Genomic DNA, 26,943 nt, shown 5'->3' on the forward strand with positions numbered 1-26,943 from the left:
ACCCCCCAGCGATCCCGGCCCGCCAGGCATAGGGTCTCGCTAAGCACACCGTGAGGGAGGTCATCTGATGGGACATCTGGTCTACGACTCGAGCCTCAGAATCGACTTCAACGATCGGATGCTTGCCCATCTTCAGGTTGCCTTCGCGGTGAAGCTGCACTCGAACGAGAGTTTCCAGTTCTCCTGGCGACAGGACAGAGATGGCGACGGCGGTCGAGGTTCGATCTGGATCCACCCCCACATTTCGATCCTCTACAGGTTCACCGATCGACTGAAGCCAACACTCAATCCCCGCTGGATCGAAGCGCTCGTTCGCTCCGCCGACACGCCAGAGGGCATGTCCGCCCTGCCCGAACCGAGCGCGCTCAGCACGGCTGCGGATCCGCCCGCCGCACCATGACACGCTGAGCGGGGCCATGGTGGCTCGGCGCCCGTTACGCTCGAGCCATGGGTTCCCGAACTGAGCAGTCCACGCGGGTGCGCCCGACCGGGCAACGGATGCCGTCCTCGTCGCGTCGCACCCCCGCCCGGCGCACATCCCGCGCCGCACGGTACCTCCCGATCCTGGTCTTGGTGGCCGGCTACCTCGTCGTGCACCTGCTCTGGCCGATCCCCGTATGGGTGGCCGGCCTCTACCTCGTCGCCAGCATCGTCTGCTTCGCCGTCTACGCGGCCGACAAGTCTGCGGCCACTAAGGGGCGCTGGCGGGTGTCGGAGAAGACGCTGCTCCTGCTCGGCGTCGTCGGCGGCTGGCCGGGCGCCATCGTCGCCCAGCAGACGCTGCGGCACAAGACCCAGAAGGCCAGCTTCCGGTCCGCCTTCTGGGCAACAGTATTTCTGAACCTGCTTGCCTTCGCGGTGTTCGCGACGCCCGTGTTCGACCTCCTGGCCGAGTGGACCCAGCGAACCCTGTCCCTCTAGCGTCGAGTCTCAGCCGGAATGCGCGAGGTTAGCGCACCCCGCCCATCAGCCGCAGGATCGGCCGGGCGAACAGCGCCAGGATAATCCCGAGCACAATGGCGATGCCACCGAGCACCCCGAAGTACAGGTGTTCGGGGGCCACCGCGTACCACTCGGCCAGCAGACCGGAAATGGCGGTGCCGAGGGCGACCGACAGGAAGAACAGCGCGACCATCTGGGTCTTGAACAGTTCGGGCGCGAGCTTCGTGGAGACGGACAGCCCGACGGGTGAGAGCAGCAGTTCCGCGACGGTGAAGACCAGCAGGATGCCGACCATTGCCAGCAACGGGGTCGAGTTGGCCGCGCCCCCGGCGAACGGCAGGAAGAAGAGGAACCCCACGCCCATGATCGCTGTACCGAAGGCGAATTTGACCGGCGTGGACGGCTGCTTCGAGCCCCACTTGGTCCACAGCGCAGCGAACACACCCGACAGCACGATGATGAAGACCGGGTTGATCGACTGCACCCACGACACCGGCATCTCCCAGCCGAAGAACACGCGGTCTAGCCGCAGGTCCGAGTAGAGCGTCACGACGGTGAACTGCTGCTGGTAGAGCGACCAGAACGCCACACTCGCCACGAACAGCGGGATGAATGCGTACACGCGCTTCCGTTCCACCGTGGTGATGTTCCGGTTGGTGAGAATCACGACGAAGTACGACACGGATGCGACGATCGTCACGCCGATGACGATGGTCACCAGGTTCGAGGCGGTGATGATCCCCATGAGCACCAGCACCACGATGAGCACGATGAACGCGGCCGCGATCATCGCGTACGGCAGGTACTTGCTGCGCGGCAGCGGGTCGGGCACCTCGCGGGAGGAGTCGGGCAGGCGCTTGCGCCCGAACGAGTACTGGGTCAGACCGATCGCCATTCCCACGGCGGCCAGACCGAATCCGTAGTGGAAGCCGATGGTTGACTGCAGCAGTCCGGTGAGGATCGGGCCGAAGAACGCGCCCAGGTTGATGCCGAGGTAGAACAGGGAGAAACCAGCGTCGCGGCGGGGATCGTCCTTGCGGTACAGCGTGCCGACCACGGAGGTCGCGTTGGCCTTGAGACCACCGCTGCCAAGCGCGATCAGGATCAGGCCGACGATGACTCCGGCGACGCCCGGGATCAGGGCCAGAGCGATGTGCCCGACCATGATGACGACCGCACTGACGTAGAGCACCCGTTCGGAGCCGGCCAGCCGGTCGGCGATCCAGGCGCCCAGGATGGTGGAGAGGTAAACCGCTCCGCCGTACGCCCCGACGATGCCCGCGGCCGTGGCCTGCGGGATATCGAGGCCGCCCTCCGCCGCCGAGTAGTACAAATAGAGCAGCAGGATGCCCTGCATCCCGTAGAACGAGAAGCGTTCCCACATCTCGACACCGAAAATGCTGGCCAGCGCCCGAGGCTGACCAAAGAACCGATGGTCGTCCTGTGGGGTGCCTGCAGCTGACTCCGCAATGTTTGTCATTGTTCCGACGATACTACGGAGGCGGAACTCCGAATACCGTGGGTCGGCTGACGCGGGCGGCATCGGCTATGGCGCTCCGCGGCATCCGTGGGGTCGAATTCGCGAGTCATCGGGCCTCGAACCACACCTGGGTGAACCCGCCGGCGGCGATAAACACCGTGCCGCCGCGCTTGTCGCCCTTGCCGTTGTGCGCGTCGGGGATCGGCTGGCCGGCGGCGTCGAAGGCCTGCTGCACCAGCTGCTGCCCGCGCGGTACGTCGATGCGGCGCTTCGTGTCAGCGACGTCGGCGCTCACGAACAGCGTCGAGTCGCCGTCCGGCCCGGTCACCGCGACCGTGGAGATCAGCGGCTGGATCAGCAGCGCGTCCAGCTGCGCCGCAGCATCCGTCGTGCCGACGACCTCGCTGGCCTTGCCCGGCAGGGTGTTGGCCAGTGGCAGCGGCAGTAGCTGGCCGGGCGCCTCGGTGACGCCTTGCTCGCCGGCGCCGCCGTTGGCTGTGCTGCCCAACAGCGGGGCCTTGCCCTTGCCCGGCCGCTTGCTGCCGACGGTCCACGTCGTCGTGCCAGCGGGCTCGACGACCTGGTTCACGATCGGGTGCACCCGGCGCGCCTGGTCGTCGGTCGGGACGGTGATGCGCAGGGTGCCGCCCGCCGCCAGGTCCACGTAGGCGCCGCCGGACCAGTTGGCCTCACCGGTCCAGGCCGAGGCCGGGGTGGTCACGGTGCCGCCGGTGATCGTCCCGGACTCGGCCTCCACCACACTGAGCCCGTCGGTGGCCACCGTGGCGGTGATTCCCAGGGCCGCGGCCTTGAGGTCGGGGTTGGCGTCCAGGGTGAGCATCGAGAACAGCGCGTGGATGGTCGACTCGGCGCCGGAGTTGGGGTTCACCCCGCCGTCCGGCTCGATGCCGTCGATGGCGGTGCCCGTGGCCGGGTCGTACGCCGGCAGGCCACTGGGGTTCGCGCCGAAGTACCAGCCGGCGGTGATCGCGGCGAGGTTCAGCAGCCCGGGGGCATCGGCGGCCTCAGCGGTGGCCACCAGGCTCTGCAGCCGGGAATCGACGCCGTAGGCGATCTGCGCCTCGCCGGGGGTCGGCGACCAGGCGTTGTCAGGTCCGCCCGCGGCGAGCAGCTGCGGGGTGAACTGTGCGGTGTCCTGAACCGCGGCCGCGAGCAGGGTCGGGTTGTCGAGCACCCCGGATGCCGTCGCCACGGCCACCGGGGCCAGCCCGCCCCAGGCGTGCCACAGGCTGGGCGACTTCGTCCACGGCATGATCGCGCCGAACGGCCAGTCGCCGCTGGCGCCCTCATCCGTCGACATCGCCGCGATGCCCTCGCTCAGCTGGCTGAGCGCGGTTTCGGCCACGGCCACGGTGGGGCCGGCGGGCTCGGCCTGCAGGTAGGCGGCGAGGCCGAGCACGGCCTCGGCCGACGCATCCGCGCCGTCGGCGATCAGCCAGGCCGGCACCGGGTCGCCGTCGGCGACGTCGTAGCTGGGGTAGTCGCCGAGCGACCCGGCGTTGAGCGCGGCCAGGCTGAGGTTGAGCCGCTCCTCGAGGAACGCGGCGAACTCCGGGTCATCGTCGGCGAACGCGGCGTAGCCCTCGCCGAGCGCCCACACCGTGCGGGCCAGCCAGTAGGACTCGTCCGAGTCGCTCGGGTCGGGCAGCTCGACGGGCTTGGCGCTGGGGTTCAGGGTGCCGTCCACCTGCTGCCAGAGCACCACGTTGCCGGCGTTGGGTCCCTCGGTGGTCTGCAAGTAGGTGAGCGAGCGCAGGGTCTGGAAGGCGTGGTCCCGGCTCGTCGTGTCGCCGGTCTGTTGCCAATGCCGCAGGTACACCACGGCAGCACGGGACGTGTCGTCGGCGTTGAACGCGCCCTGGCTGTAGTAGCCGGTGGCCGGGTCGAGGACACCGCCGCCGATCGGGCTGTAACTGCCGTCGTCGTTCTTACCGGCATAGGTCCAGGGTGCCTCCACCACCGGGTCCTCCGCGGCCTGGTAGGTGGTGTGCCCGGCGATCACCGGCAGGGGCACCTCGGCGAGCAGGAAGTTGAGGTGGCTGAGGTTGGTGAGCGGGGCGGATGCTTCGGCGGCCGGGAGAGCCGCCGGGGTGCTTTTTGTGGTGGTGGCGGTGGCCGCCGACGCTGGCACGGCGGCCAGGGCGCCGGTGCCGACCAGGGCGACCGACAGGGTGGCGGCCAGGGCGAAACGGCCCGGCCGTGAGTGAGCGGATGAACAGGAGCTTGATCGAACATCGTTGTACGTCATTCGTCAACTAAACCGGTTAAGTTCCGCCGCGTCAAGAGTTATCCTCAGTTCTCTCCACAGGTCCGTCCAGCCTTCACCTGCGAAAACCGCGGCGTTGTGCCCCCGCGCGCGGCGGACGAGACTGGCGCGTATCACTGGCATCGACCCGGAAAGAAGGCCGCCATGACTGCCGTTCTCGTCATCATCGCCGCACTGATCGCCCTCGTCGGTTACGCCTTCGGCACCAAGGCCGGCCGGAGTCGATACGAGAAGGTTGAGCGTGGCGCCCGGAAAGTCTGGAACGGGCCGGAGGCCAAGAAGGGTCGCGCCCACCTGCAGAAGCTGGCCAAACACAACGCGAAGAAGATCGACAAGGCGCTGCACCACTAGACGCTCCCCAGGGGGCAGCTGCGGTCCCCAGCCGGAATGCACAACGAGTGTTGCGCAATGATCGTTGTTCTTATATCGTCGGGGGCATGACTCCCCGCGATACCCGCCGAACCACGCTCACGTCGGCCGCCTCGATGCGGGTGCTCGCGCATCCGACCCGCCTGCGTCTGCTGGGACTGCTGCGCGAACTCGGACCGCAGACCGCGGCGCAGCTCGGCGACATCGTGGACGAAGCCCCCGGCACCATCAGTTACCACCTCGGCAAGCTGGCCTCCATCGCGTTGATCGAGCCCGCCGAGGCGCAGAGCAGCGACCAGCGCGAACACTGGTGGCAGGCCACCACCGCGCTCACCAGCTGGGAGCCCGCCGATCTGCTCGACGATCCCGACCAGCTCGCCGCCTCGGCGAGCCTGCAGAAGTCGATCGCCCAGGCCTACGCCGCCCGGTACACCGACTACATCGACGCAACACCGAACCTCCCCCGCGACTGGGTCGGCGCCGCCGCCAGCGGTGACCGCAGCCTGCGCCTGACCGTCGAGGAGCTCACCGCCATGCGCGCCGAACTCGAGGCGCTCGTGGACCGCTGGGTCGAGACCGGGGCCGCCCACGACCCCGCCGGCAGCGACGGCGCCGAACCCGTGGTGCTGGTTTACCAGGCCTACCGCCGCCCCTGACCGGCCCACCGATGACCACACCCACCACGGAGGCGCGCCCCCGCGACCGCCGCGCCACCGGTTCCCTCACCGCGCTGCTCACCGCACACGCCATCTCCCAAACGGGCAACGTCGTGACCGCGTTCGCCATCCCCTTTTACGTGCTCGGCCTCGGCGGCTCCGGGGTCGAGGTGGGCGTCGCCGCGTTCTTCGCCACCGCCCCGGTCGTGATCGGCGGAGCGCTCGGAGGGGTCGCCGTCGACAGGGTCGGCCACCGCCGCGCGGCCATCGTCGCCGACCTGGTCAGCGGAGCGACCGTGCTGACCATCCCGGTGCTCGCCCTCACCGTCGGCCTGCCGTTCTGGGCACTCCTCTTATTGGTGTTCGCCGGCGGCCTGCTGGACACCCCCGGGCAGACCGCCCGGCGGGTGATGCTGCCGAGCCTCACCGCCCGGGCAGGAGTACGCCTCGAGCAGAGCGTCGGCCTGCTCGACGGCTCGGAACGCTTCGCGAGGCTGATCGGTGCCTCCATCGCCGGACTGCTCGTCGCGCTGGTGGGGCCGATGGCGGCCCTGTTCGTCAACGCCGCCACCTTCGCGGTCTCGGCGCTGCTCACCTGGGCGTTCGTGGCCGTTCTGCCCGCCGACTCCCTCAAGCCCACGGCCGTCGACCGCTCCGACGCTCCCCGAACCAGCTACTGGGCCGACCTCGCCGAGGGATTCCGGTTTGTCATCCACGACCCGCTGATGCGGCTGATTGTGGGCCTGGTTCTCATCACGAACCTGTTCGACGCGGCCCGCGGTGCGACCCTGCTGCCCCTCTACGCGAACGATCGCCTGGGCGGCGCAGCCGTGCTGGGTCTGCTGGTGGCGGTCATGGGCGGATGCGCCCTGGTCGGCAACGTCGTCTTCGGTTTCGTCGCCCACCGCGTTCCTCGCCGGCTGACGTTTGCGGCGTGCTTCGCCCTGGCCGGCGGGCCCTCGAGCGCAGCCTTCGCCCTCGGCGCTCCACTGCCCGTGCTCGTCGCCATGACCGCGCTGTCCGGCCTGGCCGCCGGGGCGATCAACCCGATCCTGGGCACGGTGGAGCTCGAACGTGTTCCCCCGCACATGCGCGGCAGGGTGTTCGGCATGATCAACGCCGGCGCCTGGGCGGGCGTGCCGTTCGGCGCCCTGGTCGGCGGTATCGCCGCCGACACCATCGGCCTCGCGGCATCCTTCGGCATCATCGCCGTCGCCTACACTCTCGTCACGCTGAGCCCGCTCACCGGTGGCGCCTGGCGCCAGATGGAGCGGCAGCCGGCGCCGACGACCGTCACCTGATCCACCGCGGCCGCCCTGAGGTCGCGCCAGCGCCGCTATGCGGGTGCAGCGCCGCTATGCGGGTGGCGCGCCACCCGCATACCGGCGCCTTGCCCGCACAACGACATCGAGCCAGCCCAGGCCGTCCCCGAGCTAGCGCGTTGGCCCAACCGCGTCGTTGATCTGCATCGGCCCAGCCCACCTGACCCCCGGCACGATCGCCGCCGCGCTGGGGTTCGTGCCGACCGGACGTCCTCGACAGTCCCCCAGGTGGGCCATCCTAGGCTGAGCCCATGCAGAGTAACGCCGTCTTCGCGCCCCGGGACCAGAGCTGGTGATCGCCGACAGCCAGGCGACACGCAGCCGTCGACTATTCGTCACCGGGGTCGTCCTGATCGACCTGATCGCAGTCGCCATCGCCTTCTGGCCGGTGCTTGTTCTCGGCTTGGGGCTCCAAGCGATCGGCGACGCCAACGGCTGGTGGCTGGGCGATCCCAATTCGAACGATGGCGAAGAGGTCTTCGCCACCATCGTCGGAGCGGTCGGTCTGCTGATCGTGCTGGTGGCGGCGGCGGTTCCAGTGGCACTTCTCGCGCGGCGGCAGCGGCAACCGGTGTTCCGCTCAACCGCGCGCAACACGCTCTACCTTCTGGGCGTCTGCCTCGTGGTCGGCATCCTGCTCGTCATCTTCTGACGGGGGCCGCTGAGACTGAGGGACGAACGATTAAGAGGAGATAGGTCGCAAAATAGGATGCTGCGCCCGATTGCATCCTAATAAAGTCACTGTTTCCTTTTTTGGAGGTGCCGGCTGGCTCAGGATGCGTTGACGTTGATCAGCACCTCGTTGCGCCGCAGGAACGCGGGCTTGAACGGTGGATCGTAGCGGGCGAATCGCGGCTGACCAACCGGGGTGAGCCCGGCAGCCGAGATGGCCTGCCGCAGTTCGTCGAGGTGCCGCGTGTAGCTGTCCTGGGTCCAGCGTCCGCGGTAACGGATGACGGCCACGAGTGCCTCAGGCACGGCACGCAGGTGCACCTCGGGGTTGGTCGGGCGCGGGGCGCTGTCGATGGTGAGGCTGGCTGGCAGAACGAACGCCACCCGGTAGCCGCCGTCCGCGGCATCCTCGGCTGCGACAGGCTGCTGCACCACCGGGGCGGTCATAGCAATCCGTGATCCGGCGGCATCCTGCACCACCGGCGCCGTCATCGCCACCTTGGTGCGGGAGACGTTCTCTCCGCTGATGTAGGCGAACAGAGAACGGAAGGCCCGGTTGCCGGCCTCGTCGAACGGCCCACCGACCACGATTTCGGCCAGCACATGGCCGGGATAGCGGCGCACCTCGAAGTCGTCGTAGCTCTGCACACTGTCGTACGGCTGCTTTTCGGTCACACGCCCACGCTACAACGCACCCCGCCCGCGACCATGATCGGTCGGGGCGGGGTGCGAACGAAAGTAGTGCCGAGAACTAGACGGCGGCCGGAGCAACTTCCGGCTTCGTGTAATTGTGGTGGGCCTGCGCCACGGCTTCGTCGAACTCCGCCTCAATCTCCATCGACGGCTTGTAGGTGGCCAGCGAGACCACCACTGTCACCAGCAGGCTCGCGAGGAAGCCCGGCACGATCTCATACATCGTGGCGCTCAGCTCGGAGTTGCCCCAGACGAACACGACCACAGCACCGGTGACCATGCCCGCCAGGGCACCCCAGGTGGAGAGCTTCTTCCAATACAGCGAGAGCAGCACCACGGGGCCGAACGCCGCACCGAAGCCGGCCCAGGCAAAGCCGACCAGTTCCAGGATGGTCGAATCCCGGTTCAGTGCGATCAGCCCGGCGACGAGGGCCACCAGCAGCACGCCCAGACGGCCGAGCATGACCAGCTGCTTGGGCGTCGCATCCTTTTTGCCCACGATCTTGTACAGGTCCTCGACCAGCGCCGAGGAGCAGACGATCAGCTGCGACGAGATGGTGCTCATGATCGCGGCCAGCACCGCCGCCAGCACCAGACCGGCGACGAACGGGTGGAACAGGATCTGCGAGAGCAGCAGGAACACGGTTTCCGGGTTGTCCAGGGTCACGTCGGGGTTCTGCTGGAAGTAGGCGATGCCGATCAGCGCCGTGGCCAGGGCGCCGAGGGCGGTGAGAATCATCCAGCCGATGCCGATCCGGCGGCCGGCCTTGGCGTCCTGCGGGCTGCGCAGCGCCATGAACCGCACGAGGATGTGCGGTTGGCCGACGTAGCCCAGGCCCCACGCGGCGGCGGAGATGACGCCGAGCACGGATCCGCCGGCGGTGAGCGAGAGCAGGTCGGGGTTGACCTCGCGGATGGAGTCGATGGTGGCGCCGATGCCGCCGGTGGCGGAGAGGGCCACCACGGGCACCACGATCAGTGCGGCGAGCATCAGCAGGCCCTGCGCGACGTCGGTGAGGGTGGCGCCGAGGAAGCCGCCGAAGAGGGTGTAGAGCAGGGTGACGCCGGCGACGATGAGCATCCCGGCCAGGAAGGTGGAGCCGAACGAGTTCTCGAAGAACACCCCGCCGGCGACCATGCCGGAGGACACGTAGAACGTGAAGAACACCAGGATGATCACACCGGAGACCACGCGCAGCAGACGCGAGGTGTCCTTGAGCCGGTTCTCGAAGAAGCTCGGGATGGTGATGGAGTTGTTGGACACGTGGGTGTACGAGCGCAGCCGCGGGGCCACAAACTTCCAGTTCAGCCAGGCGCCGATGGTGAGGCCGATCGCGATCCACGCCTCCACCAGACCGGACACGTAGATGGCGCCGGGCAGGCCGAGCAGCAGCCAACCCGACATGTCGGATGCGCCGGCGCTGAGCGCCGCGGTGCCGGGCTTCAGGCCGCGGCCGGCGAGCATGTAGTCGTCCAGATCCTTCGTTTGCCGAAAGGCAAACCAGCCGATTGCGAGCATCCCGGCGAAGTACAGCACAATCGCCGCCAACTGAAAAGTTTGATCCGTCATTGGAGTTCCTTTTGTTCGGATGCCCGGCCTGCGGGCACTCGGATGCCGCAAGCGGGCACGAGAAGTCGTCAAGTTTCACACACAAACGGGTTTCTGTGAAGTCGCACAGCCCGAACGGCGTCGCCACGGGGTCGTTCACCGGCTCGGTTAGGACCCGGAGGGAGTGGTCCGTCCGGGCGCCGGTATCAGGGTCTCGAGCTCGTCCATCAGGGTGGTGCCGGCGGCGTCGTGTCGGATCGCCTGGCCCAGCGCCTCGGCGGCCTTTCGGTAGTCGTCGGTGCCGAGCACCGTGGTCACACCCCGGGCGATGCGCTGTGCCGGTGCGCGCCGCGACACCGCCACTCCGGCGCCGCGAGCCGTGACCCGGGCGGCGTTGTCGGCCTGGTCGCGGCCGTGGTGCAGGATCACCAGGGGCAGTCCCGCCGCGAGCGCCTTGATGACGGTGCCGTGGCCACCGTGGGTGACAACGAGGCTGGCGTGGCGCATCACCTCGCGGTGCGGCGCCGAATCCACCACCGTGACATTCGCCGGCGCCCGTAGCGCGTCGGCGGGAACCGTGGGCCCCGTGGTCACCAGCCCCCGCACGGGCAGGCTGCCGAGCGCGTCGACGACCCGTTGCAGGCAGTCCGCCTGGTTCTGGAACGTGGAGGACATCGCGACCAGGACCAGCGGATTGTCACCGGCCGGCGCGGCCCATTCCTCCTCGGCCGCCCAGGCCGGATCGTCCAGAATCGGCCCCACATAGCGGGCGTTGTGCGGCAGCGTCGCCGGGAAGTCGAACGCCCGGGAGGTGAGCACGAGCTGACGTCGGGCGTGATGGATCTGGTCCCACATGTGCGCGACCGGGCCGAGACCGTAGTCGGCCCGCACCGCGTTGATCTTCTCCAGCGCGTACCGGTCGATCATCCGGGCGCCCAGGGCGGTCATGGTCTCATCCCGCAGTCGCCCGAGCGGTCCGTGCACGGGTGACAGGCCGGACCCGAACGGCGGCATGCCCGTGGCCGGCAACGGGTAGGAGTTGGGGAGCAGCACATCAAACGGGCATCCGTAGGCCTCGGCGGCGATCATGGCACCGAGCGCAAAGGAGGAGGTGACCAGCAGGTCCGGCCGCACGGCGTCCAGAGCCGCCGTCGTGTCCCGGGCCTGGGCCGGCGCCGGACCGGTGAACATGTAGTCGGCGATCCCCCGGGCGAGGCTCGTCGGGGTGCGCAACTCATAGTCGCGAAACGCCTCGGCCGGGCTCCACAGGCAGGGCACGAACATCGCGCCGGTGTTGCGCACCTGGTCCGCCAGCGACTCGTCCGCGAGCACGGTGACCCGGTGCCCCCGGTCGACCAGCCGGCGTGCGACACCGAGCTCGGGAGGAACGGTGCCACCGCCGTCGGTGAGGGCGAACAGGTAGGTGCGCGGTGTGACGGTGGTCTCGGAGGTCGACGCGACGCCGGTCATGCCGCTGATAGTACGCCGATTGCCGGTTCCGGCGACGACCGCGCCGGTTTCTAGACGACCGCCAGCTCGGCGCCGAGCACGGCGTGGGTGATGAGGCGGTCCAGCGCTCGCACGTCGACGGCCTTGCCCACCTTGATCTTGATGTGACCGGCGCGCGTCCACAACTCGATTTCCCCGTTCATGTCGAGCGAGCCGGCGTTCTCCGACGATCACATGTTCACGCTGGAGTACGGCAGCGAGTACATCTCGACCTTCTTACCGGTGATCCCCTGAGCATCCCGCACGATAAGACGCTTGGTCGTGAACACCGCGCTGTCCCGGAACGTCTTGTACGCCGCGACCGCCTTCTCCCCCGGAACAAGCATGGGTTCAACGTCGGCCGGGATCGGAACCTCGGAGACGAATGTCCAGGCGGTGATTGCAGCGGTATCCATGGGAGTCCTTTGGGTCAGGTTCACCGCGTCTGAACGGATGCGGAACGGCCAATCTATTGCTCGTCGGCCACGCGCTCGGGCAGCGGCAGACCCCCACAGCGGGGCTTCCGAAGCGCCCTACCGCGGTCGCCGCAACCGGATCGGCCCCTTCGCTGTCGACGGATCCACCACGGAACCACCCTGCGTGATCTGCAGTGCTCCGCGGGCGACCATCCGCCGGGCGGCCCGCCGGGCCGGCTCCATGAGGTCGCGCCACTCCTCGCCGCCGATGGCCCGCGCCGCGTCGGACGGACAGATCGTGGCATCCTGCGCCCGCGCATCCAGCAACGTCACGATGGTCTCCTCCAGCCGGAGGTCGGTCGAGTTGACGCCGTGTGAGCGGCACGCGGCGGAGCAGTATTTCACCGCATCCCAGTTGTCAGCCCACTTGGCGCGCCACTCGATGCGCCGTCCACACGAGGCGCAGGTCTTGTCTGCCCGTTCATCGGGAGAGGCGGGGGTGCGTTGACGGTGGGCCATGCCTTCTATCCTGCGGGATTCCTGCCCTGAGCGCTCTCCTACTGGCCGGCCGCCACGTCGATCAGCACCTTTCCCACCACGCCGCTCTCCACCAGCGCATGGGCATCCGCGGTGTGCGCGAGATCGGTGCGGTGCAACGGCAGCCCAGCCTCCTCCCCCACGGCGAGCGCGCCGTCGATGAGTGCCGCGGTGATGTCCTCGGCCGCCGCCCGAATCGCGTCCATCCCCACCGTGTAGAGCAGCACGAACTGGTAGCGCACGTTGAGGCTGAAGTGCTGGCGCACGTCGAGGGTCATCTGGTCGCCGCCGTTGTTGGCGTAGACCGCGATCGACCCACGGTTACGGATGACCGCCAGGTCTAGCCGCGCATTCTGGGCAGGTGCGACCTCAACGATCAGGTCCACCCCCTCCGGTGCGATCGCCCGGATCTGGCCGACGATGTCCGGGTCGGTGTAGGTGAGCACGTGCTGAGCGCCGGCGGCGGTGGCCAGTGCCGCCTTTGCCGGTGAACTCACGGTCGTGATGACGGATGCCCCGGCCCACCGGGCCAGCTGGATCGCGGCATGCCCGACCGCCCCGGCCCCGCCGGCCACGAGTACGACTGTGCCGGCCAGCGCCCCCGGCTGCAGCCGGCGCGGACCGTCTTCGGCCACCGTCAACGCGCGATGCGCCGTGATCGCCGGCACCCCAAGGCTTGCGCCCTGGTCGAAGCTCGCGTTCGCCGGCAGCCCGAAGACGCGCTCCGCGGGGAGCACGGCGTATTCCTGGGCCGAGCCGCTGTTCGCCCGCTGGTACGCGGCGAGCGCCAGCCAGACCCGGTCGCCCACCGCGACATGCTGCACGCCGGCGCCGACCTCTTCCACGATGCCGGCACCGTCCTGGCCGGGCACGACATCGTCGAATGCCAGCTTCTCGCCCGGTACCGAGCCGGCGCGGGACTTCCAGTCGGTGGGGTTCACCCCGCTGACCACAATGCGCACCCGCACCTCGCCCGCGCCGGGTTCGGTCACCGGCCGATCCACGAGCTGAAGCACGGACGGGTCACCGGTCTGGCTGTACACAATGGTCTTCATATCAGGGGTAACGCAGCCGCCGCCGGAATGGTTCCCGTGGCAGCACAACGGCCCCGCAGCAATGGTCGCTGCGGGGCCGTTCACGTGCGTGTGCTGGTTAGCCCTGCGCGATGGTCCAGGTCCCGGTGGCGAAGACGGCGATGACCGACGGGCCGGCGCTGATCGGAACGGTGCCCGAGTAGGGGCTGGCGCCGTTGACCAGGCTGGCCCCGCTGAAGTTGCCGTTGGAGTATTCGACGTCGGTGTACTCGAACACGGCGAAGACGCCTTCAGTCTCGGAGCTGAGCACCAGGTTGGTCGCGTCACCGTTGTAGAAGAACACGTTCTCGCCGGTTCCGGCGGTCGGGAGCTCGGTCGCGTAGGAGATAGGCGCAACGTCGATCGTCCAGGGGCCATCTGCCGTGATCTTGAGCGAGACAGCAGGCTCCTCGGAATCGAGCCCGTACAGACCGTAGGCAAGGATGCCGGTGTAGGCACCGAAGGCATTCACGCTCATTGCCGACATAGTGGGCTGGTTCTGCGCGTCCAGCACCTCTACGAAGAAGTTACTTGTTCCCGCGTGGGTTGCCCGCACCAGTCCGGCCGCGGTATCAGCCGGCAGCGTGACGACCGAGTCACCGGTGCCGGACTGGCTGATGGCCTCGAACGTGCCGTACTTCTCGTCGGCCCAGGCGGCCAGGTCGGTCGGCTTGGCCACGGCCTCGGCCTCGGTCTCGGCCTCGACCGGCGCGGCGGCGGTGTCGTCCAGCTCCTGAGCGGACTGCGAGATCGCTGCCACAGTCGCCGCGGCGGTTGCGCCAGCCACGGCGCCGCCGATGCCACCAACCACAACGAAGATGCCCGTGATAATCCAGGCCAGGACCTTTTTCTGGTCATAGCCGGTGAGCGGCTGGCCCTGCTTGTCCTTCGTCTTACCGATGAGCACGATGATCAGGTCGATCAGCGACCAGATACCGAGGCCGCCGGCGGTCACGAGCTTGAGCACGCCGGTGCCGATCTTGCCGAGGTAGAACCGGTCGGCGCCGAAGCCGCCCAGGAGCCAGGCGAACAGCCAGGTGGCGACGAAGCTCCGCTGCGGGTGGACCGGCGTGGTCATCACGATCGGATCTTTGGTGACGGTGGGGGTGGACATGTGACTCCTTGGTGAGCGTGACAACTCTGGGAGCCGACAGCCGCATGGACCGACGTCGCGTGTGTCCCCCCAGAACACGTGTCTAAAGGATAGGGCCCTTGGCCCTGATCAACGGACAAAACAGGCTCATATTTCCAAGCTGCGCTCAAGGCACCCCGGCGGATGTGGCAAAGCGCCCGCCCCGACTCGTCGACGCGGCCGGCCGGCCGGGCAATCAACGCGCACTACCCCGTGGACGCCTACGGAAAGACCAAGCCCGGCGTGCGTGACGCTCTCGCCGAGCTCGCGCGATGAGCGCCCAGGTGAGCAGGGCGCCGGTCGCGAAGAACGCGCCGAGCAGGGCCGAGCCGGTCCACCCCGCGGAGTCGTAGAGGGCGGTGGTGGTCGTGGCGCCCAGAGCGGAACCGAGAGAGTAGAACACCATGTAGGCGCCAATCGTGGTGCTGATGCGGTCGGAATAGGCGGCGGTGAGGATGTGCTGGTTGCTCACGTGCACGACCTGCACCGCGAAGTCGAGCAGGACCACGCCGGCCACCAGAAGGATCAGCGACCAACCGAGCTGTCCGATGGCCAGCCAGGACACGACCAGGGCAACGAGCGCGATGCCCACGACACGGTTGGCCTGCCCCGTGTCCGCCCAACGACCGGCGCGACCGGCACCCGCCGCGCCAGCGAGGCCGGCCAGGCCGAACAGGCCAATCTGCGCCTCGCTGAGGTACCACGGCGAAGCACTCAAGGGCAACGCCAGTCCGCTCCACAGTGCACCGAAGGACGCGAACAGGAAGAACGCGATCAGTCCACGGCCCAGAAACGCGGGATGCGTGAACATGCCGGCGAAGGAACTCAGCAGCGACCCATACCGGGAGACGCGCCCCCGGTCATCCGCAGGCAGCAGCAGCAGGACCAACCCGGCCAGCGTCGCCGCGAGCACGGCGAGCACCACGTAAATGCTGCGCCACCCCCACACCTCCGTCAGGAGCCCAGCAAGCAGGCGCACACCGAGGATGCCGATCAACACGCCCGACGTGACGATGCCGATGTTGCGGCCGCGCTCGGACGGTGCCGAGAGGGCCGTCGCGTAGGCGACCGCGGTCTGCACCACCACGGCGAACAGGCCCGCCATCGCGAGTCCGACAAACGCCAGCCACGCTTCCGAGGCGACCGCCACCACCATCAGGCCCGCCGCGACCACAACCAGGTGCACCAGGATCAGGCGCCTGCGGTCGAGGAGATCCCCCAGCGGCACCAGGAGAATCAGCCCGACCAGGTAACCGAGTTGGCCCACGGCCACGAACCATCCCACCGCGTCGACCGGCACACCCAGATCACGCCCCATCTGGCCCACGACCGGCTGCCCCGCATACACACTCGCCACCGCGACCCCGCAGACCACCGCAAGCAGCACCCTTGTCCATCCGTTGATATCAACCACCCCATTCAGTTGCAATTTGCTACTCAACGAAAGTTAGGGCAAACTGGTTGCACAATGCAACTCAACGGAGGTGTGATGCCGGACGCCCCACCCGCACGCGTCGTGTGGACAGACCCGAACTGCCCGGTGGCCCGAACGGCCGACCTGGTCGGTGACCGCTGGAGCCTGCTGGTCATCCGGGACGCGATGGACGGCGCCCGAACCTTCACCGATTTCGTTCAGCGCACAGGCATCGCGCGCAACATCCTCACCGACCGACTGCGCAAGCTCACCGCACACGGCCTCCTCACGCAGGTAGATGCGCCGTCCGGCACCCGCAAGCTCTATCAACTCACCGACGCGGGCAAAGACTTCTTTGCGGTGATCGTCGCTCTAAGGCAGTGGGGCGAGCGTCACGCGTTCGCCGACGGCGAAGATCGATCGGTGCTGCTCGGTGCGGATGACACCCGCGTCCCGCAACTCGTGCCGAGAGCGACGGACGGAACGGTTCTGACAAGCGAGAACACCCACGTCCGGCGGACGGCGTAACGGCACGAATCCAGCTATCTCGACTTCCAGCAACTCAACCGGCAGCTACCGGAACCGGCGCGCAGGCCGCTATGCCGTCGGCTCGAACGTGATCGCGCCCGCCCTGGCGAAATCCCGGATCAGCACGAGAGCCTCTTCGACCAGGACCGAGTCGAACGTTCGTCCCTGGTCTTTTTCGTTCTTCTCGACGCTGAGCCGCCCCTCGTGGCCTGCGAGAACCTCTGTCTTTACAGCTTGGGCGATCTCTCCCAGAGTGCGCTCACCGTCGACGAACGGCAGAAAGCGCGCACCAAGCTCCGAGACAGCGAAGGGTGCGTCGTCGCCGGCACGGAGGAGATATCCCTCGTCCAGGTCCTCGACAACGGCTATGTCCCGCCGCGGTACCGGCACCACTTTGAGGTTCTCAGGGCCGGCATCGCCTGTCACCAGCGCAATGAAACCTTGACCTGCCAACCATCCGAGCAAACCCAACTCTTCCGCCGTGAACTCCCGTTCACCGACGGTGGGGTCGAGCGAACTGATGAAGGTGTAATACGCCGGAGTCAGCTTCACCCCGCGCTTGTCGCCACCGTTGCGGTCACCCACCGTAAGCGTGTGGCCGCTCTCGAAAGGCGTCAAATAGCCCAGTCCCACGTAACAAATTCCGGGGTTCACCATGGCCGGGTCGTAGTGGATGGTCATATGCATCGCGCTCAGGCCTGAGCTTTCTGCCCGAATTCCCCGAGTAGTTGATTCAATTCCGCAGGGTTAGTCGAGTGCGGTGCCCGTGCGATTGGCATCTCAACGGCGATGAGGTCCGACTGCGCCGGGGGCCGCCCGTGGCCGTCAAAGAGCGCAAGCTGCATGAGCCGATCAGCGTAGCCTTCGGTGCGTGGTGACTCGTACCAGGTGAACCCTGTGTAGCCAGGCTCCACTGCAAGGGGATCGAAGCGCCAGCGCTCGACCCGTGCCCTCGACTCGTTCTCAGCGGTCTGGTCTTGCCGCGCTGCCCGCTGCTTCTTCCGGCGAACGACGATGAGCGCGATGCCCAGCCCGAGGAACAGGGTCAGGGGTATGGCCTGCGGGATATTCGATCCCGCAGGCCCAGGATTGATGGCCTCGCAATCGGCTTCGCTGAGGAGGGCATTGGATGGGTCATCGAGGGTCGCCAGACATTCTTCGTAGGTGAACCCGCCCGTGGCAGGCGCGGAATCCGTGACGCTCAGCGCGAAAAGCTGACCCAGCAGGCCGAGCATGAACAAGCCGGCCACAGCGAAGCTCACTATGGAAGCAACTTTCAGACCGGATTGACGCAGACTTGCCGGGCGCCGCATGAGACGCTGCTTCTCGTCATTGGGGATCTCGGCCTGGGCCTGCCCGATAGCCCGCGCCCAACCCTGCAGCCAGTGAGAATCACGATCGCGCAGTGTCTGCGCAAGCGCGAAGGCCGGCTCCCGCCAGGCCAGAAACGCGACCCCTTCGGGTGTCTGCCGCCAGCGCGCGAACTCATTCCACGTGATCTGCTCGGCCAGCTCATTCTGGCGCTCGGCCATGACGTGCTGCAGCGCAAGCTGCTCCTCCGCTGCCCGGGCCGCGCGAGCTGCCTGGAATGCAGTTGCGGCCTGGAAACCTGCGCCGACCCACGCGCCGGACGCGGCGCTCCGTGCGGCCTGGCTCGTTGCGGCGTTGCTCTGAGCCGACTGCGCCGTCGAGCGCGCGGTGTCCTGTAGGTGACGTTAGCTGTTGTGCAGAGAGTTGCGGATGTCGCGGATGTCTTTGGCCATAGCTGTGTTCCCCCGTTGTCTGAGCCGGCGCCGGTGACGTGGCACAGTTGCCCGTGCCCTCCTCTGCCGACCTCCACCTCATCGGAGTGTAATGGCCGGACCAACCGGGCGACACCAGCCCTGGTCGGCGTCAATCTCCGACGGAATCTCCACCAAGGGCGATCAACGCGCGTTACCTCGTGAATGGCTGCGGCGGCTACGCCTCCTCGGCGTCGAACCGCTCCCGCGCCCGCTCCACCTCGGGCATGTTCTCGGTGGTCCAGCGCAGCAGCGCGTCAACGAGCTCGTTGAGCGTGTTGCCCACCGGCGCGATCCGGTACTCCACCGCTACCGGACGGGACTGCAGAACAACTCGCTCAATCATGCCGTTGCGCTCGAGCCGGCGCAGCGACGCGGTCAGTGACTTCTGTCCGATCGCCGGGATGGCTCGGCGCAACTCGTTGAACCGCAGGTCCTTCCCACACAGCACGTCGAGCACCTGCAGCGACCACTTATCGAGCACCTGGTCGAGCAGCTCGCGGTGCGGCGCATCCACCTGGAGAAGTTCGGATGCGGCCGGAGAGGTGTCATTCACGACACCTAGTCTCGTTGAAGTTCCCTTCGTGCACTAGGTAGACAGGAGATACCACTTGAAAACCTCGACGAAAGCAGCCCTATGAGCGTCCAGACCCTGTCCCCCGCCAACATGTTCCAGCCCGTCCCGTACCATCACGTCGCCATCGGCACTGGCACCCGACACGTACACGTCGCCGGTCAGATCTCCCGCGACGGCGACGCCAACCGCATCGCCACCGGCGACCTCACCGGGCAGGTCGCCCAGGTGCTGCGCAACACCGCGCTCGGCCTGGCCGGTGCCGGTGCGACCTTCGCGGATGTCGTGCGGCTGCGCTTCTTCCTCACCGACGCATCCGCACCAGGCCGGGTCGAGGACTTCATGGCCGGCATCGAACTGGTGGCCGACGAGCTGGGGCTGCCGCAGCCGCTGCCGCCGGTGTCCGTCATCGGCGTGGACTTCCTCTTCGAACCCGACGTGCTCGTCGAGCTCGAGGCGTACGCCGTTCTCGACTGAGCGAGTGCGACGTTTCGCGGGTCAGGCGCCGTTGCGCACCAGGCGCGCCACCCGCGAAGCGGCGCTTTGCCCGCGCAACTCGGAAGGCCGGCCGCGCGGCACCCACCCAGTCGGCGGGAACTGGCGTGCGATGCACCTACTGAACTCCCGAGAAGTCGCTTTTGAGCCCTCGGAGCGCCCCCCAACGGGCCGCAACTGTCACCTCGGCGGAAGCACTCTCGCGAGGTGACAGCTGGGACCGCTTTACTCACCACCAGCGGAACCGGCGCGGCACCGCGCCGGCCAGTGTCGCCAGCCCGCCGAGGGCGCAGAGCGCACTGACGCCGGCGAGAACTCCATCGCCGGCTGGCCCGGTGAGCAGCAGGATACCGACGCCGAGCGCCACCACCCCGAGGGTCAGCCGCCACGCCAGGCGCACCCGGGGACTGGGCTCTCGTCGGGCGACGCCACTCCTGCTCGGCCAGCCGCTGCGGGGGCCGGGTGGGTTCGGGTTCTCCACCTCCGGGCCGTCGACGACCGCGGCGAACTCGTTGACCCACCGGCCGGTTCCCACCTCGGGGCAGTTCGCGTGCACGCTGTCCCTGATGGGCCCGAAGTCGGCCGGCGACCCCCGGTACATCGCGGCCGTGAGGCTCACGTCGGACTCGACGCGGCCATCCGCCCAGCAGGCGTCATACCGCACGCGGCGCACCGGCCGGCGACGCCACCGGGATTCACCGATGAATCCGGTGGCGCGCACGGCGACGGGATGGTCTGTGGTTGCAGGCATAAGTCGATGCTCACACACCCAGTCCGCAGCAGCGCCCGCCCACGCCACACCGCGGCGGTCGTGATTGTGGAGACCCCGCACCCCGCACCGGCGCTACACTTCGCGAGCCGGGCCGCGGATGCGAGGTACACCAGCCGCAGCGCGCCCCACGTACAACGGCCGAAGGGCGACCCCGCACCGCGGAGCCGCCCTCTGGCGATGCAGAAAGAAGTTAAACGGCCTCGGCCGCCGCCTCCTTCTCCGCCTTGCGACGAGCCTTCTCGGCGTCGAGCACGGCCTTCTCGGCCGCCTTCTCCTCCGCAATCCAGACGTCACGCTTGGCCCCGGGCACCCAGCCCTTGTCCACAACGCGGATCTGGTAGACGATCGCGACGCTGACAAGCACCACGGCGATAAGGATCGCGAGAATCACTGCGAGGCCGCCGCCCACGCCGACGCTGACGCCCACGAGGGTGCCGAACCAACCGAAGTCGGCGTCACCGAAGGTGCTGTTGGCAAAGCCGAAGTCGCCGAGCACCAGCAGCAGAATGGCGGGCAGGATGGTGATGATCACGCCGTTGACGAAACCACCGATCATCGCGCCGAGGCGTCCGCCGGTCGCGTTGCCGTAGACACCGGCTCCACCACCGGTGAAGAAGTGCGGCACCATGCCGGGCAGGATCAGCGCGAGGCCGAAGACCGGGTTCAGCCAGACCGCCAGCACGCCGAGTGCGAGGAGGCCACCGGCGAAGGAGCTCAGGAAGCCGATCAGCACGGCGTTGGCGCCGAACGGGAACACGATCGGGATGTCGAGCGCCGGACGTGCGCCGGGGACGACCTTCTCAGCGATGCCCTGGAACGCGGGAACCAGTTCACCCAAGACGGTGCGCACACCATAGAGGATGATCGCGACGCCGACACCGAACTGCAGGGCCTGCGCGAAGGCGGCCATGATGAACGCACCCGCGTCAGCGGAGCCGAAGATGTCCAGGGCTTCCTGCAGCGGCAGGGCGATGAGGCCCCAGATGGCGAAGACCATGTAGATGAGCACCATCGACAGTGAGGTGGCGACCATCGAGTCGCGCAGGAACTTGAGGCCCTGCGGGAACTTGATGTCTTCGGTGGACTTGCTGCGACGGCCCACGGCCTGACCGGCGGCACCGGCGGCGATGTAGCCGAGGGTGCCGAAGTGGCCGATGGCGATGGTGTCGTTGCCGGTGATCTTCTTGGTCCACGGGTGCACGAACGCGGGCATGACCACCATGATCACGCCGAGCAGCAGCGCACCGATGAGAACGACGAGCCAGCTGGCCCCATTGCCGAAGCCGACGGAGAGCACCACGGTGAGCATGGTGGCCATGAAGACCATGTGGTGCCCGGTGAGGAACACGTACTTAAGAGGAGTGAACCTGGCCAGGACCAGCATCACCAGGAACCCGAGGGTGAGCACGTAGGCGCTCTGCGCACCGAACTCGTCCTGCGCGATCGCGGTGATGACCTCGTTGGTGGGGATGACGCCCTGTGCGCCGGTCACCGCGAGGATCAGGGTGCCCAGCGGGTCGAGGGAGCCCACTACGACGTTGGCGCCGGCACCGAGGATCAGGAAGCCGAGGGCCGCCTTGAGTGCGCCACCGATCACCTGCCCGGAGTTGCGCTTGAGCGCCATGAGCCCGATGGCGGTGATGATGCCGATCAGGTACGCAGGCACGTTGAGGATCTGCTGTCCGATGAAGTTCAGTACGACGACGAGCCACTCCATTGTGGGAGCTCCATATTCTGTGAGAAGGGAAGGTGAAGGGGACTACTCGACGGCGGCGGTGAGCTTCTCGGTGATCTCTTCGAGATCGAAGAAGTTCTTGATGATGATGACCTCGGCGGGCACATCGCCGAGCTCCTCGGCCAGCTCCTCCGAGGTGAGCACGATCTCGGCGGTCTGCGCGGCGCCGCGAGCCACACCCATGTCGGCGGCCTCAACATCCGCATCGATGCCGAGCTTGGCGAGAACCTTCTCGGCGTTCATTTTCAGGAGCACTGACGTTCCAATGCCCATTCCACAGACGGCGACGATCTTCATGGGGTGCCTTTCGATTGGGTGAGACGAGAGAGTGAAAAGGGGATGCGTGGGGGCCGCGTTACGCAGCAGCGGCGGCGAGTTCGCCGAGCACGGCGCGCACCTCGTCGGAGGAGGTGGCGGTGCGCAGCCGTTCCATGGCCGGCCCGTCAGAGAGCACCCCGGCCAGGGCTCGCATCACCTGGAGGTGAGCGTCGTGGTCAACGGCGGCCAGGCCGATCACGACGGTGACCGGGTCGTTGGCCTTGTTGCCGAATTCCACCGGGGTGGCCAGGCTCACCCAGCTGAGTCCGCCGGTGAGCACCGCGGGCGACGGCCGGGAGTGCGCCAGGGCAATGCCCGGGGCGATGACGATGTAGGGGCCGTGCTTCTCGACGGCGTCGATCATCTCGTCGGTGTAGGCAGCCGTGGTGGCACCACCGGAGACCAGACCCGCGCCCGCCAGACGAATCGCGTCGCGCCAGTCGGAGGCATCCGCCTGGGTCTGAATCGACGACAGCGCTTCGGCGAGGTTGAATGCCACGGGTGAACTCCTTTGTTGGGTGCGAGCCGTCTCAACCTGCGAGAGCGACTGGGATGACTGTATAAGCCTAGGCGACCTTTTGTCTACAAGTGCACCAAAGTTTATTGAGATGCCGTCATCGACCCTCGGGAATCAGTACCTACGCGCGGAGCGACACGCCGCTGCCGCCGGCGCGGGTGAGCCGGCTGATGCGGTCGGCCTCGAACAGGGCGTCCTGCGCGATGAGAGAGGCCCCGGTGACCCCGGCAATGTGTCCGAGCCGGGTTTTCTCCACGACCAGGCCCTGCAGAGCGAAGTCCCGGGCGCCGGCGAAGATGGCCTCCCGGATGGGCCCGAGGAACGGCTCGCCGGCCTGAGCCAGGTTGCCGCCGATCACCACGGCCTGCGGGTTGAGCAGCCCCACCACGTGGGCCAGGCTCCGCCCGATGGCGGTGCCGGTCTCGCCGAGCAGCCGCAGCACCTCGGCGTCGCCGGCCAGCGCGAGTCCCACGATGTCGTTGCTGGTGCGCACGCTCCGGCCCTGGGCCAGCAGCTCCTGGCGCATCACCGCGCCGCTGGCGATCGTCTCGAGGCGCTGCATCCGTGCGCCGCCGGCGCCCACCGCGCTCAGGTCGCCGGCCCCCCCGCGCGAGCCGTGGTAAATCGAGCCGTCGAGCACAAACGCGAGCCCCACGCCGATGCCGGCCTTGAGCACCGCCACGTCACGGTAGGAGCTCCACGCGCGCCGCACCTCGGCGAGCGCCATGATGTTCACGTCGCGGTCTACCGCGAACACGGCGTGTTCGTAGCGGCCGGCGAAGTAGTCCTTCACCAGCACGCCCTCCCACTGGGCGTAGACCTGCGGGGTGGCGAGCCTGCCGGTGACGAAGTCGACCGGGCCGGGCACGCCCACGCCGATACCCACCACGTCGGCGCGGGTCTTGCCGAGCCTGTCGAGCATGTGGTCGAAGACCTGGCCGGCCCACTCGAAGATCTCTGCCGGGCCCTCGCTCAGCCCGATGTCGGCCTCGTCCTCGCTGAGGATGGTGGAGACCAGGTCGGTGATGGCCAGGCGGGTGTGCGAGCCGCCGATGTCCACGGCCAGCAGCAGCCCGGCATTCGGGTTCACCGCGAACTCCTCCGGCGGGCGGCCGCCGCGGGAATCGAGCTGCCCCACGCTCACCACGATCTCGGCGAGCAACAACTCGTCGAGCCGCCGGGCCAGGGTGATGCGCGACCAGCCGAGCTGGTCGATCAGGTCGCTGCGGGTGGTGGCTCGGCCGGAGCGGATCAAGCCCAGCACCACACCCGAACCGGTGGAGAGAGTGTGCGCCATCGAATTCCCGTTCCTTCCGAAGAACCGGACTGCGCGCTGACACGGCAGCCAAACCCCTTGTTGACTTAAGTACATTTGTATACCAAAGTGTCTCGCATGGCTACCGAAACGAAGAAATCCCCGTCAACGACGACGCACACCGAGCTCGACGCCCGAGCCGTGGCGAGCGCCCAAGCCTTGGCCGCCCACGTGGTACAGGCTAAAGGTCACGGACACGGCGGCACCGCCATGGCATTGGCACCAGTGTCCCACGTGTTGTTCTCCCGGGTCCTGCGCCACTCCCCCGCCCAGCCCGACTGGCCCGCCCGAGACCGGTTCGTTCTTTCCGCCGGTCACGCCAGTCTTTTGCTCTACACCCAGCTGTTCCTCACCGGCTACGGGCTCACCCTCGACGACCTCGCCAAGAGCCGCACCCTGGGCTCCAGGACCCCCGGCCACCCCGAGGTGCACCACACCGTGGGCGTGGAGATGAGCACCGGCCCGCTCGGCCAGGGCGTCGCATCCGCCGTGGGCATGGCCATGGCCGCCCGGCACGAGAGCGCCGTGTTCACCCCCGGCTCCGCCCTGCTCGACCACACCACATGGGTGCTCGCCGGCGACGGCTGCTTGCAGGAGGGCGTCTCCGGTGAGGCGTCGAGCCTGGCCGGCACCCTCGGCCTCGACAACCTGGTGCTGATCTGGGACGACAACGGCATCACCATCGACTCCAACACCGACGCGACCTTCGCCGAAGACGTGCGCGCCCGGTACCGAGCCTACGGATGGCGGGTGCTCGAGATCGACACCCCCAACGACCTCGACGCCCTCGAGGCCACCCTGCGCGAGGCCGCCGAGCGCACCGGCAAGCCCACCCTGGTGGCCCTCCGCACCGTCATCGGCGCCCCCTCCGCCAAGTTCGGCGGCACCTCCGCCGCGCACTCCGGCGGCTTCGGCGCCGACGAACTCGCGCTCGTGAAGACCACCCTGGGCTTCGCGCCCGACGCCCCGCTGAACGACCTCGTGGCCCCCGACACCCTCGAGCACACCCGCGAGGCGCTGGCCCGCGGCGAGAGGATGCATACCGCCTGGGAGGCCGACCTCGCCGCCTGGGCCACCCGCGAGCCCGAGGCTGCAGCGCGCTGGCGGGCCTTCCGTGGTGGCGAATTCAGCACCGCCGCCCTCGACACCGTGAAGCTCGGCGAGCCCGGCGACCAGATCGCCACCCGCAAGACCAACGGCGCCGTGCTGCGCGCCCTGCAGGGCCAGGCCCCGCTCTGGGGCGGCTCCGCCGACCTGGCCGGCTCCACCACCGTGGAGGTCGACGGCGACCGGTTCTCCGCCGCCAACCCGGCCGGCGAGTTCATCCGGTTCGGCATCCGCGAGCACGCCATGGCCGCCATCCTCAGCGGCATCGCCCTGCAGGGCCCGTGGCGCCCGTTCGCCTCCACCTACCTGGTGTTCAGCGACTACATGCGCCCGAGCATCCGCCTGGCCGCCCTGATGGGACTCGGCACCGTCTACGTGTACACCCACGACTCCGTGGCCGTCGGCGAAGACGGCCCCACCCACCAGCCGGTCGAGCAGATCGCGTCACTCCGCACCGTGCCCGGGCTCGACGTGGTGCGCCCCGCCGACTCCGTGGAGGTCGTCGCCGCCTGGCAGCGCATCCTCGCCTCCCCCGACCGCCCGGTCGCGCTCATCCTCAGTCGGCAAGACCTGCCCGTGCTGGCCAGCACCGACACCACCGTCGCCGGGGTGACCGCCGGCGGCTACGTGCGATGGCAGCACAGCGATGGAGCCGACCTGGCGATCCTGGCTACCGGCAGCGAGGTGCACCTGGCCATCGAGGCCGCCACCCACCTCGCCTCGGTCGGCATCAGCGCCCGCGTGGTCTCGATGCCCTGCGTCGAGTGGTTCGCCGAGCAGAGCGCCGACTACCGCGAGCAGGTGCTGCCCGCCGCCGTGCGCGCCCGGGTGGCCGTGGAGGCCGGCCGCGGCGACGCCTGGTACCGCTGGGTGGGCCTCGACGGCCAAGTGGTCTCGGTCGAAGAGTTCGGCGAATCGGGCAGAGGCCCCGAGGTGCTCCGCCTGCGCGGCATCCACCTCGACGCCGTCATCGCCGCCGCCCACGCCACCCTCGCAGGCACCCCTGCTGGCCCGCACGGCACCCCCGAACTCATCACCAACTCAGGACTGATGTCATGACCAACCTCTCCCCCGACGCCGCCAGCGTCGCCCGTATGATCGACCACACCCTGCTCAAGCCCGAGGCCACCGCCGCCGATGTGACCGCCCTCATCGCCGAGGCCATCGAACTCGGCACCTACTCGGTCTGCGTCTCCCCCTCGATGCTGCCGCTCACCATCCCCGCCGGCGCCGACCTCAAGGTCGCCGTCGTCTGCGGCTTCCCCAGCGGCAAGCACCACAGCAGCATCAAGGCCACCGAGGCCGCCCTCGCCATCGCCCAGGGCGCCGACGAGATCGACATGGTCATCGACATCGGCGCGGCCAAGGCCGGCCGCTTCGCCGACGTGCAGTCCGACATCGCCGCGGTGCGCGTCAGCATCCCGGCCCCGAAGGTGCTCAAGGTGATCATCGAATTCGCGGCGCTGACGGATGCCGAGATCGTCGCCATCTGCGAAGCCGCCGTGGCCGCCGGTGCCGACTTCGTCAAAACCTCCACCGGCTTCCACCCGAGCGGTGGTGCAACCGCGCATGCCGTGCGCCTGATGAAGCAGACCGTTGGCCGCCGGGCTCAGGTAAAGGCGTCGGGCGGCGTTCGTACCTTCGATGACGCGCGCTCAATGATTGAAGCCGGTGCGACACGCCTAGGCATCTCGGGCAGCGCCGCGCTCCTCGCCGGCAAAGCCCCGGGCGGCACCTATTAGGCGACGTCGATCACCTGGCAAGGGCCTGC

The 26,943-nt window shown here is 68.2% G+C and carries 27 protein-coding genes and 1 pseudogene; 10 read left to right on the plus strand and 18 right to left on the minus strand.

Annotated elements, in window-relative coordinates; translation table 11 throughout:
* Positions 1-67 precede the first annotated feature (67 nt).
* Together C3B61_RS17155 and C3B61_RS17160 are read left to right on the plus strand one after the other, a co-directional pair.
* A complete protein-coding gene (locus tag C3B61_RS17155; RefSeq protein ID WP_103461702.1) occupies positions 68-400 on the plus strand; it encodes a DUF7882 family protein in 333 nt (110 codons plus the stop codon).
* Positions 401-447: 47 nt separating this feature from the next.
* Positions 448-921 (plus strand): DUF1294 domain-containing protein, encoded by a 474-nt coding sequence (locus C3B61_RS17160; protein WP_103461703.1) that lies wholly within the window; start codon positions 448-450, stop codon positions 919-921.
* A gap of 28 nt (positions 922-949) precedes the next feature.
* Here C3B61_RS17160 and C3B61_RS17165 read toward each other — a convergent pair whose 3' ends face one another.
* A complete protein-coding gene (locus C3B61_RS17165) occupies positions 950-2,422 on the minus strand; it encodes a peptide MFS transporter (protein WP_088456864.1) in 1,473 nt (490 codons plus the stop codon).
* 106 nt (positions 2,423-2,528) lie between these two features.
* Positions 2,529-4,691, minus strand: a complete 2,163-nt coding sequence (locus C3B61_RS17170) for a hypothetical protein (RefSeq protein WP_103461704.1) — start codon at positions 4,689-4,691, stop codon at positions 2,529-2,531.
* Between the two features lie 162 nt (positions 4,692-4,853).
* Between C3B61_RS17170 and C3B61_RS17175 the strand changes: the two genes are divergently transcribed.
* From C3B61_RS17175 to C3B61_RS17190, 4 genes are all read left to right on the plus strand, one after another.
* Positions 4,854-5,060 carry a hypothetical protein gene (locus tag C3B61_RS17175; RefSeq protein WP_103461705.1) on the plus strand — a complete coding sequence of 69 codons (207 nt, stop codon included), beginning with the start codon at positions 4,854-4,856 and terminating at the stop codon, positions 5,058-5,060.
* Between the two features lie 86 nt (positions 5,061-5,146).
* Positions 5,147-5,734 (plus strand): helix-turn-helix domain-containing protein, encoded by a 588-nt coding sequence (locus C3B61_RS17180; RefSeq protein WP_103461706.1) that lies wholly within the window; start codon positions 5,147-5,149, stop codon positions 5,732-5,734.
* Positions 5,735-5,745: 11 nt separating this feature from the next.
* Positions 5,746-7,035: an MFS transporter gene (locus tag C3B61_RS17185; RefSeq protein WP_103461707.1), complete on the plus strand. Its 1,290-nt coding sequence runs from the start codon at positions 5,746-5,748 to the stop codon at positions 7,033-7,035.
* A 313-nt stretch (positions 7,036-7,348) separates the two neighbouring features.
* Positions 7,349-7,708: a hypothetical protein gene (locus tag C3B61_RS17190; protein ID WP_103461708.1), complete on the plus strand. Its 360-nt coding sequence runs from the start codon at positions 7,349-7,351 to the stop codon at positions 7,706-7,708.
* Positions 7,709-7,827: 119 nt separating this feature from the next.
* On the opposite strand, the gene C3B61_RS17195 is transcribed toward C3B61_RS17190, so the two are convergent.
* From C3B61_RS17195 to C3B61_RS17230, 8 genes and pseudogenes are all read right to left on the minus strand, one after another.
* Positions 7,828-8,403 (minus strand): SOUL family heme-binding protein, encoded by a 576-nt coding sequence (locus tag C3B61_RS17195; protein ID WP_103461709.1) that lies wholly within the window; start codon positions 8,401-8,403, stop codon positions 7,828-7,830.
* 76 nt (positions 8,404-8,479) lie between these two features.
* Positions 8,480-9,991, minus strand: a complete 1,512-nt coding sequence (gene putP / locus C3B61_RS17200) for a sodium/proline symporter PutP (protein ID WP_103461710.1) — start codon at positions 9,989-9,991, stop codon at positions 8,480-8,482.
* Positions 9,992-10,138: 147 nt separating this feature from the next.
* Entirely contained in the window at positions 10,139-11,440 is a 1,302-nt protein-coding gene (locus C3B61_RS17205) for a glycosyltransferase (protein ID WP_103461711.1), read from the minus strand.
* A 50-nt stretch (positions 11,441-11,490) separates the two neighbouring features.
* Positions 11,491-11,874 (minus strand): annotated as a pseudogene (locus C3B61_RS17210) (PH domain-containing protein).
* Between the two features lie 117 nt (positions 11,875-11,991).
* Positions 11,992-12,393: a DUF2256 and DUF3253 domain-containing protein gene (locus C3B61_RS17215; protein ID WP_103461712.1), complete on the minus strand. Its 402-nt coding sequence runs from the start codon at positions 12,391-12,393 to the stop codon at positions 11,992-11,994.
* A 38-nt stretch (positions 12,394-12,431) separates the two neighbouring features.
* Entirely contained in the window at positions 12,432-13,466 is a 1,035-nt protein-coding gene (locus C3B61_RS17220) for an NADPH:quinone reductase (protein ID WP_103461713.1), read from the minus strand.
* A gap of 97 nt (positions 13,467-13,563) precedes the next feature.
* Positions 13,564-14,598 carry a TM2 domain-containing protein gene (locus tag C3B61_RS17225; RefSeq protein ID WP_244285981.1) on the minus strand — a complete coding sequence of 345 codons (1,035 nt, stop codon included), beginning with the start codon at positions 14,596-14,598 and terminating at the stop codon, positions 13,564-13,566.
* A gap of 214 nt (positions 14,599-14,812) precedes the next feature.
* The gene (locus tag C3B61_RS17230) at positions 14,813-16,030 is read right to left on the minus strand and encodes an MFS transporter (RefSeq protein WP_244285982.1); all 1,218 of its coding nucleotides are present in this window, start codon (positions 16,028-16,030) and stop codon (positions 14,813-14,815) included.
* A 54-nt stretch (positions 16,031-16,084) separates the two neighbouring features.
* Between C3B61_RS17230 and C3B61_RS17235 the strand changes: the two genes are divergently transcribed.
* Positions 16,085-16,558 carry a winged helix-turn-helix transcriptional regulator gene (locus C3B61_RS17235; protein ID WP_244285983.1) on the plus strand — a complete coding sequence of 158 codons (474 nt, stop codon included), beginning with the start codon at positions 16,085-16,087 and terminating at the stop codon, positions 16,556-16,558.
* Between the two features lie 69 nt (positions 16,559-16,627).
* Here the strand turns inward: C3B61_RS17235 and C3B61_RS17240 are convergent, their stop codons facing one another.
* From C3B61_RS17240 to C3B61_RS17250, 3 genes are all read right to left on the minus strand, one after another.
* On the minus strand, positions 16,628-17,245 hold the full coding sequence (locus C3B61_RS17240; protein ID WP_103461715.1) for a hypothetical protein: 618 nt from the start codon (positions 17,243-17,245) through the stop codon (positions 16,628-16,630).
* A 5-nt stretch (positions 17,246-17,250) separates the two neighbouring features.
* Positions 17,251-18,090 (minus strand): hypothetical protein, encoded by an 840-nt coding sequence (locus tag C3B61_RS17245; RefSeq protein WP_103461716.1) that lies wholly within the window; start codon positions 18,088-18,090, stop codon positions 17,251-17,253.
* 427 nt (positions 18,091-18,517) lie between these two features.
* A complete protein-coding gene (locus tag C3B61_RS17250; protein WP_103461717.1) occupies positions 18,518-18,895 on the minus strand; it encodes a winged helix-turn-helix transcriptional regulator in 378 nt (125 codons plus the stop codon).
* A gap of 81 nt (positions 18,896-18,976) precedes the next feature.
* Between C3B61_RS17250 and C3B61_RS17255 the strand changes: the two genes are divergently transcribed.
* Positions 18,977-19,390: a RidA family protein gene (locus C3B61_RS17255; protein ID WP_103461718.1), complete on the plus strand. Its 414-nt coding sequence runs from the start codon at positions 18,977-18,979 to the stop codon at positions 19,388-19,390.
* A gap of 247 nt (positions 19,391-19,637) precedes the next feature.
* On the opposite strand, the gene C3B61_RS17260 is transcribed toward C3B61_RS17255, so the two are convergent.
* The 5 genes from C3B61_RS17260 to C3B61_RS17280 form a co-directional block, all read right to left on the minus strand.
* Entirely contained in the window at positions 19,638-20,159 is a 522-nt protein-coding gene (locus C3B61_RS17260; protein ID WP_103461719.1) for a hypothetical protein, read from the minus strand.
* A 211-nt stretch (positions 20,160-20,370) separates the two neighbouring features.
* Positions 20,371-21,897 (minus strand): PTS ascorbate transporter subunit IIC, encoded by a 1,527-nt coding sequence (locus C3B61_RS17265; RefSeq protein ID WP_103461720.1) that lies wholly within the window; start codon positions 21,895-21,897, stop codon positions 20,371-20,373.
* 42 nt (positions 21,898-21,939) lie between these two features.
* Positions 21,940-22,212, minus strand: coding sequence for a PTS sugar transporter subunit IIB (locus tag C3B61_RS17270; RefSeq protein ID WP_088456877.1), 273 nt, complete (start codon positions 22,210-22,212; stop codon positions 21,940-21,942).
* A 58-nt stretch (positions 22,213-22,270) separates the two neighbouring features.
* Positions 22,271-22,732: a PTS sugar transporter subunit IIA gene (locus C3B61_RS17275; protein WP_103461721.1), complete on the minus strand. Its 462-nt coding sequence runs from the start codon at positions 22,730-22,732 to the stop codon at positions 22,271-22,273.
* 139 nt (positions 22,733-22,871) lie between these two features.
* Entirely contained in the window at positions 22,872-24,047 is a 1,176-nt protein-coding gene (locus tag C3B61_RS17280) for an ROK family protein (protein ID WP_103461722.1), read from the minus strand.
* 96 nt (positions 24,048-24,143) lie between these two features.
* Between C3B61_RS17280 and tkt the strand changes: the two genes are divergently transcribed.
* Positions 24,144-26,231 carry a transketolase gene (gene tkt, locus C3B61_RS17285; RefSeq protein WP_103461723.1) on the plus strand — a complete coding sequence of 696 codons (2,088 nt, stop codon included), beginning with the start codon at positions 24,144-24,146 and terminating at the stop codon, positions 26,229-26,231.
* Positions 26,228-26,914, plus strand: a complete 687-nt coding sequence (gene deoC, locus C3B61_RS17290; protein ID WP_103461724.1) for a deoxyribose-phosphate aldolase — start codon at positions 26,228-26,230, stop codon at positions 26,912-26,914. Before tkt ends, deoC begins: the two co-directional genes overlap by 4 nt.
* Positions 26,915-26,943 lie beyond the last annotated feature (29 nt).

The organism is Cryobacterium zongtaii (assembly GCF_002909375.1).
In the GTDB taxonomy this organism is placed as follows: Bacteria; Actinomycetota; Actinomycetes; order Actinomycetales; family Microbacteriaceae; genus Cryobacterium; species Cryobacterium zongtaii.